This window comes from Clostridium sp. HBUAS56017, assembly GCF_007115085.1.
In the GTDB taxonomy this organism is placed as follows: Bacteria; Bacillota; Clostridia; order Clostridiales; family Clostridiaceae; genus Clostridium; species Clostridium cibarium.
The window spans coordinates 213,988-227,104 of sequence record NZ_SULK01000002.1 but is presented as its reverse complement, the minus strand read 5'-3'; the positions used below and the strand labels follow the sequence as shown (position 1 = coordinate 227,104).

Genomic DNA, 13,117 nt, shown 5'->3' with positions numbered 1-13,117 from the left:
ACTACTAGAATTCAGCAACAATCAGCAGTTATGATATTTCTTGAGAATATAGAATAACTATTGTAAATTGAATATTAGATAAAAATATAACTGGAAATTTCATTTCCAGTTATATTTTTGTCTTTCTTTTGTTTAACAATTTAATTAAATCATAATTTACTTATTACTACTATTTATCATCAAATTTTAATCCACCAAGAAGTGCAGCAAATGGACTTTCTTCCGCTTGTTCTGCTTCCTTCTTAAGTTTCTTCATATAATTATTAACTTGCCTCTTATCTACCTTACCAGTCTTATCAAATCTCTTTTCGAATTGGCTAGCCTTTTCTCTAAAGTTACAGTTAGTTCCTGGACAAACGTAGATTTTACCTTCCCCTTGTCCTCTAAGCTCTAATTTCTTCTTACACTCAGGACATCTAGCGTTAGTAAGTCTTGCAACATTTTCTCTATATCCACATTCTCTATCTTGGCATACATACATTGTTCCATTCTTACCCTTTACTTCAAGTAAGTACTTACCACAGTTAGGACACTTTCTACCTGTTTGATTGTCATGATGGAACTTAGAAGTTCCTCCTTTAACATCAGTAACAAGTTTAGTAGCATATCCCTTCATATTATCAACAAATGCTTTTGAATTTGCTTTTCCCTTAGCTATATCATCAAGTTCTTTTTCCCACTTAGCAGTTAAAAGAGGCGATTTTAAATCTGTTGGTACAAGATCTATAAGTTGTTTTCCCTTTGAAGTTGGAACTATTTCCTTACCTCTCTTCTCTATAACAAAGGAATTAAACAGTTTTTCTATAATATCGGCACGTGTTGCAACTGTTCCAAGGCCCCCTGTTTCTCCTAAAGTTTTAGCCGCTTCCTTTTCAACCTGCATATATTTATGAGGATTTTCCATAGCTGATAAAAGTGTAGCTTCATTAAATCTTGCTGGTGGTGTAGTTTGCTTTTTAACTAGATTTACTCCAGCTATTTGAATCTTATCTCCCTTTTTAATCTCAGGTAGCTCTTGATTTTGTTCTTCCTCATCAAAAGAATCTTTTTCATAAAGCTTCTTCCAGCCCTTACTCTTAGTAATGTTTCCTTTAGCTATAAAGTTTTCTCCATTAATAGATACCTTTATAGTAGTTTGTTCATATTCATAAGGTGGTAGTAATACGCTTAAAAATCTCTTAATTACAAGATTATAAATATGTTTTTCTTCGCTACTTAAATTTGCTAAACTTCCCTTTTCTTCTGTTGGAATAATAGCGTGGTGATCACTTACCTTACTGTTATCAACAAAACTCTTATTAGCCTTTACTCCTGATTTCAATAAGCCTTCTGTAATAGCTCTATATTCCCCAGTTCCAACAGCTTTTAATCTATCAGGAATAGTAGCTACTATATCTGTAGTAACATATCTTGAATCAGTTCTTGGATAAGTTAATACCTTATGATTTTCATATAGTCTTTGCATTATGTTTAATGTTTGTTTTGCAGAATATCCCCATATTTTATTAGCATCCCTTTGTAGTTCTGTTAAATCATAAAGAGCTGGAGAATACTTTTTCTTAGTTGTTTTATTTACATCTATTACTTCTCCTACTCCTCCTTTTGTCTTAGCTACAACTGAATTTGCAAAGTCTTCTTTAAATATAGATGAATTTCCCTTATCATTTATCCAATTTAAAGTAAATCCATTTCCTTTTGCATTAATTGTATAATAATCTACTGGCTTAAAGTTTTTAATCTCTTCTTCTCTATTAACTATCATAGCTAAAGTTGGTGACTGTACACGTCCAGCTGATAATTGAGCATTATATTTGCAAGTCAAGGCTCTTGTTACATTTAATCCAACAAGCCAGTCAGCTTCTGCTCTACATACTGCTGCTCTATAAAGATTTTCATATGCTTTTGCGTCTTTTAAATTATTAAATCCATCTAAAATAGCTTTGTTTGTTTGTGATGATATCCAAAGTCTTTTAAGGGGCTTTTTAACTCCTGCCTTTTCAATTATCCATCTTGCTACAAGTTCTCCCTCACGCCCTGCATCTGTAGCTATAACTATTTCACTTACATCATCTCTTAAAAGTTGTTTTTTAACTGAAGCAAACTGCTTTCCTGTTTTTTTTAATATGCTAAGCTTCATATACTTAGGTAGCATTGGAAGTGTCTCAATACTCCAAGTTTTATATTTATCTCCATAACCTTCTGGATCCATAAGACCAACTAAATGCCCTAATGCCCAAGTTACTATATACTTGCTTCCTTCTATATAACTTCCTTTATTATTATTACATTTCAAAACCTTTGCTAAATCTCTCCCAACTGAAGGTTTTTCAGCTAGTACTAATATTTTACTCATTTCTTATCTCCTATTTCTCTGTTTATTCTAATAATCATTATAACCTAACTTTTAAAATAAGCCTAATAAATCATATATATTTTATAAATAGTCTAATGTAAAAAACGCAGGAAAGTTTTTTAGTCTTTCCTGCGTTTTTATTCTAAGCCATAAGTTTTCTTAATATATCTTTACACTCATCTTCATTCATAATTTTAGGGACAGGATATGCTGGATTAGCTTCCTTCATAACTCTCTTTGCAATAATATGAAAATCCTTTTTTTGTAATTTCTTTACCTTTGTAGGTATATCCATATTTCTATTCATTTCCTTAATTCTTTCAACTACCTTTACAGCCAAATCTTTTTCTGATTTTCCTTCTATACCTACATATGTAGCAATCTTCGCTAACTTGCTATAAACTGATTCATCATAAAATTCTAATACATATGGAAGTACAATTGCATTAGCTAATCCATGAGATACACCATATAATCCTCCCAAGGCATGTGCTATTGCATGAACATAACCTACATATGCTCTTGTAAATGCTAAACCTGCATAATTTGATGCTAAAAGCATGCTATTACGTCCATCTATGTTACTGCCATCATTATATACAAGTTCTAAATTTTCAAAAATCATTTTAATAGCCTTTAAGGCATGTTCATCTGTAAATGGTGTGCCATCATTTCCTACAAAAGCTTCTATTGCATGGGTTAATGCATCTACCCCTGTTGCTGCAGTAACATGCTTTGGCAATGCAATAGTTAATTTAGGATCTAGAACTGCACATTCTGGCATAAGTTTTGGATCTCCTATAGCGTACTTTTCATGATCAACTGAATCTGTAACTACTGCTGCAACTGTACTTTCAGATCCAGTTCCTGCTGTAGTTGGTACTGCAAAAAATGGTGGCATAGAATTTTTAATCTTTAAAAGTCCTTTAAGTTCCTTAACTTGTAAATTCTTATTTGTAGCTCTTACCCCTATAATTTTAGCACAATCCATTGGAGACCCTCCTCCAAAGGCAATTATAGCTTGGCAACTATTTTCTTCATAATATTTTAATCCTTCTTCGATATTTTCTACAGTTGGATTTGCTTGAACATTATTAAAAACAGTATATTTTATGTCATTTTTCTTTAAGCCCTCAATTAACTCATCTACTAATCCAAGACTCATTATTATCTTACCAGTTACAATTAAAACATTGTTTATTCCAGTTTCTTTAATTAACTCTGGCAGCTTATTAATACTTCCTTCTCCTGAAACTATCTTTTGTTCCTTATATTTTATTCTTTTTAGAACAGCTCTAAAAACAGCTTGATTTAACCTATAATATCCTTTTTTTATTGTCCAAATCACACCATATTCTCCTCTCTAATTTATTTATCATATCTGTTCATTTAAAATTTATTTCTCTAAAACAGAATACATCTTATTACCATTTATGTCCATAAAATCAAGATAAATATTTTCACAACTAAAGATAATATATAAAAAAATGCTGAAGTTATTTCAGCATTTTTTATATATCACTACATATCTTACTATATCTAATATTTGATAACACTTCATCAACTAGACTAGTAGAAGATAAGTTCTCTCCTTTTATAATAAACTTAAATATCTCATTAGAATAACCAAATGCATACTGGAAGCCATTACTATCAACTATTACTTTACTATTTTCCTTATAACCATCAATTCTCCAAAAACAAAGGTCTGGTATTCGATATCCACTTTTATCCCACTTTTCCTTAATTCTATTATAATCTTTATCATCAAAAAAATAATCTTTGTGATTAGAATGTCTTTCTTCGCTAAAAGAAATTTTGCACTTATCTTCTAGAATAAATAGAATTCTATTTGGTATTGAATTTTGATTAATACTATTTTTTATAGCCGCAAATAAAACTATATCTAAAACTGATTCTACATTCACCTCATCAGTCACTGACTTTTTAGTAATTTCTTCAATTCTCTCTCCCAAAACTTCTGTTCTTATTTTCACCAAATTTGGCTTTGGATTCATAGTAATAATGTAATCTTTATATTTACCTCTATTTTTATCTAATAAATATAATGCAGTTCCAATCCCCCCATAGAAGATTGATGGCTTGTAAAGTTTATTAATACTTTTTTCTGACATTCCTAAACATACTATAGTATCTCCGTATTTGCAATTAAAGTTGCTTAATACTTTTTCCCACATCTCCCGATAATAATTTTCCTCATTGCTTGAATCTTCAATTATACTTTTAACTATATTATATGGATATATATGTCCGAAACTTAAAACTTCATCTTTTTTTATCTTTTGACTTTTTAATATATCTAAATAATCCATATATCTTTCTTTATCGTGTTTAAAAAAAGCTTTGCTATACTTATGCATAGCACCTGAACTTAATTCGCCATATTTAACTTTATTCCAGTTCCCTCTACTTATAATAGTTTCTACTGGTTTAATTCTTTTTCTAAGATGAGAAAGTAATACTCTATATTCCTTTGAAGTCAAATCTAAAGCTAATCTTGTTTTCTTCGCTAATTCCTTTGATTCCTCAGATGAAGAATTTTCTGATTTTAACCATTTACTCAGTGTAGATGGATTTTCTGATTTTAAATCAATACCTATTTGTTTACGGATTAAGCTAATAGCCCTCCCTTGAAGATTGGTATCAAACAAGCTATATAAATCATCCCATCTACCATAAATCGGAATAAGATTTATATTGGCAGCTAAGTATGAACTATTAATTCTCCCAAGATGGTTTAAAATAATTCTAAAGACTCTTCTTTCTCCCAAACCTTTCTCTTTATCTCTAACGTAAAACAGTAATTTCATGGAGGATATAGGATCTTCATCATATGCATCCATAAATAAATTAATTATTTTTTCCTCTTTTTCTCCTCTTAGAAAACCTGCCTTTGCATAAAAATTTAGCAAGCTATCATTTTGGACATCTTCAACAAGTGAATATTCTTCAAGATCTTCATACAACTCTTCTTCTGAATAAAATATATCTTTTTTTAAAGAATTAAAAAATTCAAAACTCAAGGTATTCCCTCCTTTGTCCTAGAAAATAAACAAGACACCTTACATAAGCAAAGCTGTAGGTGTCTTTTTCAAGATACTTTATTTCATAAATACGCTGTTTGTATCTTTTTATTATATGTATATGTAAAATTATACGTAATAGTACATATAAATTATGTTAATTACTTATTTATCTCTTTTATTTTGGTTATTAAGTTTTCTTGTATATATTCGGATTTTGAAAATCCTTTTCTAAAAAATCTTATTTGTTTATATTTTAAGCCTTGCATTTCAAAATCTAATACGTCTATTCTATCTCCTTTAAATAATAAAGGTTCCTTTTTCCCTTTTATGGTTATATGCACTTCCACTTCATCACCTTTTTCTACTTGTTATTCTTATAAGCTTCTATTTGCTTTGCTAGATCTTCTAAATAATCATATCTCTCATATTTTCCCATTAATTCTTCCTCTAACTTTTCCTTTTCTTCCATTAGCTCTTGTAGCTTTCCATAAGATGAAGAATTTTTAACCATTTCTTCTTCTATATTAGAAATTCTGTTTTCAAGTTTTTCAATAACTTCCGGAATTTCTTCATATTCCTTTGTTTCTTTAAATGAAAATTTAGGTCTATTATCTCTTTCTTTAGTTCTGCTAGTTACTGCTTTTTTATCTTTCTTATCTTCAGGTTCAATTCTGCCTTTTTCTATTTCAATTGTAATTTGATAATCACTATAGTTACCATTATATACCTTTATACTTCCTTTGTCTCTATAAGCAAAAATCTTATTACATACCCTATCTAAAAAGTATCTATCATGAGAAACTACAACTACAACTCCAATGAATTTATCTAAAAAGTCTTCTAAAATATTTAGAGTGTTTATATCTAAATCGTTAGTAGGTTCATCAAGTAATAGTACGTTTGGTGCTTCCATCAATACTCTTAGCAAATAAAGTCTTCTTCTTTCTCCACCAGATAATTTTTCTATCTTTGTATATTGCATCGTACCATCAAACAAAAACCTCTCACACATGGTAGAGGCTGTTATCTTACTACCATCAGCAACAGGTATATACTCTCCACCTTCTCGGACATAATCTATGACTCTCATATTCATATCCATTTCTCTATCATCTTGAGCAAAACATCCTATCTTTACTGTTTCACCTATTACTATTTCACCGCTATCGCTCTTAATGTTACCTCTTATTAAATTGATAAGTGTAGATTTTCCTGCACCATTAGGACCAACAACACCTATTCTATCTTCTTTTGTAAAAATATAATTAAAATCTTTAATTAGTAGTCTATCGTCAAAAGATTTATTTAATCCATTTATCTCAATAATCTTTTTTCCTAATCTTGTTCCCACAAAAGACATCTCAACATCAGTTGCTTGTTTAATATACTCTCTACTAACTAATTCGTCAAACCTCTGCAATCTAGCTCTTTGTTTTGTGGATCTTGCTTTTGCTCCCCTTTTAACCCACTTTAATTCTTTCCTAATTAATGATTGCCTTTTTTGTTCTTCTGATTCTTCTCTCTCTACTCTTTCCATTTTCTTTTCCAAGAAACTTGTATAATTTCCCTCATAACTATATAAATTTCCTCTATCAAGCTCAATTATTCTATTTGCTACTCTATCTAAAAAATATCTGTCATGAGTAATCATTAAAAGAGCACCTTTTCTTGAATTTAAATATTCTTCAAGCCATTCAATTGAGTCTGAATCTAAATGGTTAGTTGGCTCGTCTAAAATAAGTAGATCGCATGGAGTTATAAGTGCCGATGCTAATGCAACTCTCTTTTTTTGTCCACCAGATAAGTTTTTCATCCTTTCCTCATAGTTTGTAATTCCTAACTTATTTAATATACTTTTAGCTTCACTTTCTAAATCCCAAAGGTTAAGACTATCTATTTCTACCTGAAGTTTTAGCAATCTATCATTTAATGCATCAGAATTAGTATTGTGGAGTTTTTCTATAATTTTTTCATATTCCATTAATAGCTTAAGTTCTTTAGTATCCCCTCTAAAAATCTGCTCTATTACCGTTGCATCTTCTTTAAAATCTGGATTTTGTGATAAATATTCAATTCTAGCATTTTTATTTTTAATTAAATCACCTTCATAAAATTCATCTTTTCCAGCAACTATCTTTAATAAAGTTGATTTTCCTGCCCCATTTATTCCTATAATTCCAATCTTGTCTCCATCATTTATTCCAAGAGAAATATTTTTTAATAATATTTTTTCACTGTAACTCTTACTTATATTCTCTAATGTAATTAAATTCATATTAATACTCCTTCTAATATATAAAACCTCTATTTTTATTTAATTTCAAACTACAAGTTCTTTGCATAAAGATCAACATTTTTGTAATCTCTGTTAACCTTGCTTACCATAAGTATATACTTTTTTGCCTCTGCAATTTTATCTAAATGATAACATGCTACGCCTAGGAAATAATAATATTCTAATGTTTCACCTCTAAGTTCTCCTTTAGGTTTTTCTAATCCCTCAAAAAGCTCATATGCTTCATAATATTTCTCTAACTCTAAGTAAGCCTTACCTAAAGTATATATTCTCTCTCTTTCAAGTCTAGAATTAGTATCATAAGTTACACTCTCTAAATACTCTACTGACTTATTGTAGTTTTCTATATGATAATAACATCTTCCAAGAACAAAGGCTAGACTGGAATCATTAACTTCATCAGCGCCTCCTCTTTTTAGGTACTCTAGAGCATTTGTATAATCTTCCTCATCAAAAAATAGACATCCTAAGAAAAAATATGCCTCTCTATTATACTTATTAAATTTAATAGCATTAATTAATAGATGTTTTGAATTTTTAATATCTCCATTTTTCACAAGCCTTATTGCCTTATTAAAGCAAATTGCTGATTTATTATAAGAACTTTTCTTATAAATCAAAAAAAATAGTAAGGAGAGCATTAACAAAATTATAGCAAAATATTTATTTATAAAAAAACTTATAATTCCAACTATGCCTAAGTAAATTACCCATCCCCCTTTAATATGTTGATAACCAATTTTGTAAGTAGTTTTCTCCATAATCCCACCCCATTGCACTTATTTACAAAAAATTTTATTATTCAATAACTTTTGTAATCCTCTTAAAAGCAACCTCTTTTGTTATTTTTACTGTATCCTTATCTATATTTACCTTATATATTGTAGGACATCCTTCTTCTCTCCATTTTCTCATATATTTCGCATTAGCTTCTGTAGCATAGTAATATTTATCATCATAATCGTCAGAAAATTCTAGATAGCTACATATAGAATCTAAATCTAAATTTATAATTTCAACTGGAATATTATTTAATATTATTGGCAAGAACCTAACTGGTACCTTGTAATTATATTTTCCAGATATCTCTCTGCTTTCTAACACTACTCTTTTTAATATTTTATACTTATCTATAAGTTCATTTTCTACTCTTAATTTTGCTATAAATTCATCTCTTTTGTTTTTCTCTAATTTAATCTTAATCATTACGTCACCTCTAATTTCAGTAAAATAATAAAATGTACCCATTTTAACATTATTAAAAGGAGTACACTTTATTTAAACTTATTTACTTTTTACTACAAATAATGAATCAATTCCATAAATAATATAAAACATTACCGAAACTGCTGTTGTAAATGTTATAAATTTATTTGAATTCAATTCAACTCCCAAAGTAACTTGAATTATAAATACAAATAACAACAATGTGGCTATTGTTCCTATTAAATGAAGAGGTACTCTCTTCTTAATTTTCTTATTTATTGCTCTAATTAATAAGGATGCTTCAAATATAAAAAAGCCAAATATGAATAAACAAATCAATATACTAATTGTTCTCCACTCCTATCTAAATGAATTCACGCATTAAATTATATCATTATCTAGTATTAAAAGTCTATTTAATTATTAATTCGACTGGGCAATGATCAGAACCTAAAATATCAGTATGTATTTTTGCATCTACTAATCTATCTTTTAATGCACTCGAAGCAAGAAAATAATCAATTCTCCACCCTGCATTATTCTTTCTAGCATTAAATCTATATGACCACCAAGAATAAATGCCCTCTTTATCAGGATAGAAATATCTAAAGGTATCAATAAATCCTTTATTAATAAGTTCCGTAAACTTCTGTCGTTCTTCATCAGTAAAGCCCGCATTTTTTCTATTATTTTTAGGATTTTTTAAATCTATTTCTTTATGTGCAACATTCAAGTCTCCACATACTATAACAGGCTTATTTTTTTCTAGCTTTTTTAGATAATTACAAAAATCATCTTCCCAAGTCATTCTATAAGAAAGTCTTGCTAGTTCATTTTGCGAATTTGGAGTATATACTGTAACTACATAGTAATCCTTAAACTCTAATGTTATTACTCTTCCTTCTTTATCATGCTCTTCTATTCCAATGCCTAAAGTTACACCTATAGGTTCATTTTTAGTAAAAATAGCTGTTCCTGAGTACCCTTTTTTTTCAGCATAGTTCCAGTACTTATAATACCCAGGTAAATCCAATTCTATCTGACCTTCTTGTAATTTTGTTTCTTGCAAACAAAATATATCTGCATCTATAGAATTAAAAATCTCTACAAAACCCTTTGTAACAGCAGCTCTAAGTCCATTTACATTCCAAGAAATCATCTTTGTCATATGCTTTTCCTCCTATTAATTAAGATTAATGAAAGTATAACATATGCAAAAGTATAAAAAAAGTATTAAACCTCTAAGTATAAATTAATTTAATCTTAGAGGTTCTATAATATATGTAGTTATTTATTTTTATTCTTTATTTGTATATGCCTACAAACCTCTTTATATAAGTTTAGTTCTGCCAATTTAACCTTAAGAGGTTCAAATTTTTTATTATATCTATTCTTTATCTTTATTTTAACCAAGACCTACTCCTAAATAACTATTTCTCATTTATAATATTATAAATCTCTAAAAAAGTTACTTAGTACCTGTAAGTATTTCTTTTTTTATTCTATCAAATCTATCATTATTGCTAATCGCTTCTTTTCTAGAAGTATCCTTTAAAATTTCAGTGATAGATATTTGAGGAACATCAATTACTTCCTTTTGATTCTCATTTCTAAGAATTTTAGAAATGTTCTTATATTTTCTACCCAACGTAACTTTAGAACTCATCTAACTATCTCCTTTCCTATAAATTGCTCATGTATTCATCTAGTTCTTGCAAGGCTTTATCACTTAGCACATTTGTGATTACTGTATCAGTATATTTTATTAATGCATAAATTATGTTCCCAAAATAAGTAATACAATTTTCCTCCTTATCAAAGGATATAATAACTATAGCATTCGTCTCAATTAAATCAATTGAAACTGGAACAAATAAATAATTACTCAATCTTACAATATGATCTGAAATAATTTTATCAAAAGTATTAGCTTTTACTATTATACTACAATCAACCTCATCTACAATAGATTTCAATTCATTTTCATCCCTTTTTGATACCACTCTTGCATTAACATTTTCCATAGTTTCTGAAAATAATGTTGTAACAATTTCAGAATAGAAGTCAAAAAATATATCTAAATCATATTCCTTACTTAGATCAATATCATAAAACCTAGTTCTTACGATATTTTCCATAGCATCTATTAACTTTGCATTACTAATGGTAATGCTACTTGTTAATGACGAAATATCATTAAGTCCTTCTATAATTTTAATCTTATCTTGAAATTCCACTTCAAAGGAGTTTGCACTTATCTTTAACATCTTTATACTTTTTGATACTGTTCCAATAACTATAAAATTAATAACTAAGTATATGGAAAAATAAAGTAAAAACACAAACGCTGTTTTAGAAATCCATTTTGGAGTATTATCTATAGAATTTATAATATTTTCGTAGTTTATTCTATAATAATAAATAAATATGAAGAAATCTATGTTAATGAATAAATATTTGTATTTTTTCAGATTAACATTTAAATTATCTATATAATCATAAGTAAAAGAATAAAATATAGATACTGTAATTGATAGTAATGCAAATAATGTTACTAAATTTACTCCCCCTTTAATAACCCAGCCTTCCTCACTAAGTTTCGATGCGCAAAACCCTAAAATGAATGATATTACTAATGATAAACAATATGTTACACACTTTATTTTATTTTTCTCTATAAATGGTCTTAAATATTTTCTTATAATTGTAATCTCCCCCTCATTTTAGAACCCCACAATTATTATACTCCATATCTACCTCATTACCAACATTATTTACTATTTATGTTTAAATAATACATTTAGTTCAAAAAATAAAGGGAATGAAATCTCATTCCCTATTTTTTTAATTTTTAAATGAATGTATTGGTGCTGGAATCCTTCCACCTCTTGCTGCAAACAATTCAGAAGAATTTTCATTAACTTTCATAACTGGTGCTCTTCCTAGAAGGCCTCCAAATTCCACCATATCACCAACTTTACAACCTGGTGCTGGTATTATTCTAACAGCTGTTGTCTTATTATTAATAACCCCAATTGCTGCTTCATCAGCTATCATAGCTGAGATTGTTGAAGCTTTTGTATCTCCAGGAATAGCTATCATATCAAGTCCAACAGAACAAACTGCAGTCATTGCTTCAAGCTTTTCTAAATTTAATGACCCATTAATAACAGCGTCTATCATTCCTGCATCCTCAGATACTGGAATAAAAGCACCACTTAATCCTCCAACATGACTACATGCCATAACTCCACCCTTTTTAACAGCATCATTTAATAAAGCTAATGCAGCAGTTGTTCCATGAGTTCCTACACATTCAAGCCCAATTTCTTCCAATATATGTGCTACAGAATCTCCAACAGCTGGAGTTGGTGCTAAAGAAAGATCCACTATTCCAAATGGAACCCCTAATCTTTTTGAAGCTTCCTTAGCTACTAGTTGACCCATTCTAGTTATCTTAAATGCAGTATTTTTTATAGTGTCTGCAACTACATCAAAAGATTCTCCTTTAACCTTTTCAAGTGCTCTTTGAACTACTCCAGGTCCACTAACTCCAACATTTATTACTATATCAGCTTCTCCTACTCCATGAAAAGCGCCTGCCATAAATGGATTATCTTCAACAGCATTAGCAAATACCACTAGTTTTGCACAACCAAATCCCTTTTTATCTTTAGTAAGCTCAGCTGTTTCTTTTATTATTTCTCCCATATCTCTTACAGCATTCATGTTAATTCCACATTTAGAAGATCCAACATTTACTGAAGAACATACTTTTTCAGTAACCTTCAATGCCTCAGGAATCGACTTAATAAGTATTTTGTCTCCCTTTGTGCATCCTTTATGTACGAGTGCTGAAAAACCACCAATAAAATCTATTCCAAGTTCATTTGCTGCCTTATCTAAAGTTTTAGCAAACTCTACATAATTTTCTTCATTTGTTGCTCCACCAATAATAGAAATCGGTGTTACAGAAACTCTTTTATTTACTATAGGAATTCCAAATTCATTTTCTATTTCTCTTCCAACCTTAACTAAATCTTTGGCTGAAGTCATAATCTTATTATATATTTTCTCTCTTGCCTTATCCCCATCTGAATCTATACAATCTAGTAAAGATATTCCCATTGTTATGGTTCTAATATCTAAATTTTCTTCTTCAATCATCTTTATTGTTTCTAATACATTTTGTGGTGTAAAATTTGTATTCATTGT

Annotated in this window: 12 protein-coding genes; all 12 read right to left on the bottom strand. The window is 29.1% G+C overall.

Annotated features, from left to right (window positions below):
• Positions 1–169 precede the first annotated feature (169 nt).
• On the bottom strand, positions 170–2,353 hold the full coding sequence (locus FAY47_RS03375; RefSeq protein ID WP_143315005.1) for a DNA topoisomerase III: 2,184 nt from the start codon (positions 2,351–2,353) through the stop codon (positions 170–172).
• Between the two features lie 142 nt (positions 2,354–2,495).
• On the bottom strand, positions 2,496–3,701 hold the full coding sequence (locus tag FAY47_RS03370) for an iron-containing alcohol dehydrogenase (protein ID WP_243129527.1): 1,206 nt from the start codon (positions 3,699–3,701) through the stop codon (positions 2,496–2,498).
• Between the two features lie 163 nt (positions 3,702–3,864).
• Positions 3,865–5,397: a DUF2828 family protein gene (locus FAY47_RS03365; protein WP_143315004.1), complete on the bottom strand. Its 1,533-nt coding sequence runs from the start codon at positions 5,395–5,397 to the stop codon at positions 3,865–3,867.
• A 161-nt stretch (positions 5,398–5,558) separates the two neighbouring features.
• On the bottom strand, positions 5,559–5,747 hold the full coding sequence (locus FAY47_RS03360; protein WP_143315003.1) for a hypothetical protein: 189 nt from the start codon (positions 5,745–5,747) through the stop codon (positions 5,559–5,561).
• 14 nt (positions 5,748–5,761) lie between these two features.
• Complete coding sequence (locus FAY47_RS03355) at positions 5,762–7,675, bottom strand: ABC-F family ATP-binding cassette domain-containing protein (protein ID WP_143315002.1); 1,914 nt, start codon at positions 7,673–7,675, stop codon at positions 5,762–5,764.
• A gap of 50 nt (positions 7,676–7,725) precedes the next feature.
• Positions 7,726–8,457: a tetratricopeptide repeat protein gene (locus FAY47_RS03350; protein WP_143315001.1), complete on the bottom strand. Its 732-nt coding sequence runs from the start codon at positions 8,455–8,457 to the stop codon at positions 7,726–7,728.
• Between the two features lie 37 nt (positions 8,458–8,494).
• Positions 8,495–8,902, bottom strand: a complete 408-nt coding sequence (locus tag FAY47_RS03345) for a hypothetical protein (protein WP_143315000.1) — start codon at positions 8,900–8,902, stop codon at positions 8,495–8,497.
• Between the two features lie 78 nt (positions 8,903–8,980).
• On the bottom strand, positions 8,981–9,241 hold the full coding sequence (locus FAY47_RS03340) for a hypothetical protein (RefSeq protein ID WP_143314999.1): 261 nt from the start codon (positions 9,239–9,241) through the stop codon (positions 8,981–8,983).
• Positions 9,242–9,314: 73 nt separating this feature from the next.
• Positions 9,315–10,070, bottom strand: a complete 756-nt coding sequence (locus FAY47_RS03335; protein WP_143314998.1) for an exodeoxyribonuclease III — start codon at positions 10,068–10,070, stop codon at positions 9,315–9,317.
• Between the two features lie 300 nt (positions 10,071–10,370).
• Positions 10,371–10,568, bottom strand: coding sequence for a hypothetical protein (locus FAY47_RS03330; RefSeq protein WP_143314997.1), 198 nt, complete (start codon positions 10,566–10,568; stop codon positions 10,371–10,373).
• A gap of 16 nt (positions 10,569–10,584) precedes the next feature.
• Positions 10,585–11,169: a hypothetical protein gene (locus FAY47_RS03325; protein WP_143314996.1), complete on the bottom strand. Its 585-nt coding sequence runs from the start codon at positions 11,167–11,169 to the stop codon at positions 10,585–10,587.
• 577 nt (positions 11,170–11,746) lie between these two features.
• Positions 11,747–13,114 carry a PFL family protein gene (locus tag FAY47_RS03320; protein ID WP_143314995.1) on the bottom strand — a complete coding sequence of 456 codons (1,368 nt, stop codon included), beginning with the start codon at positions 13,112–13,114 and terminating at the stop codon, positions 11,747–11,749.
• Positions 13,115–13,117: the final 3 nt, after the last annotated feature.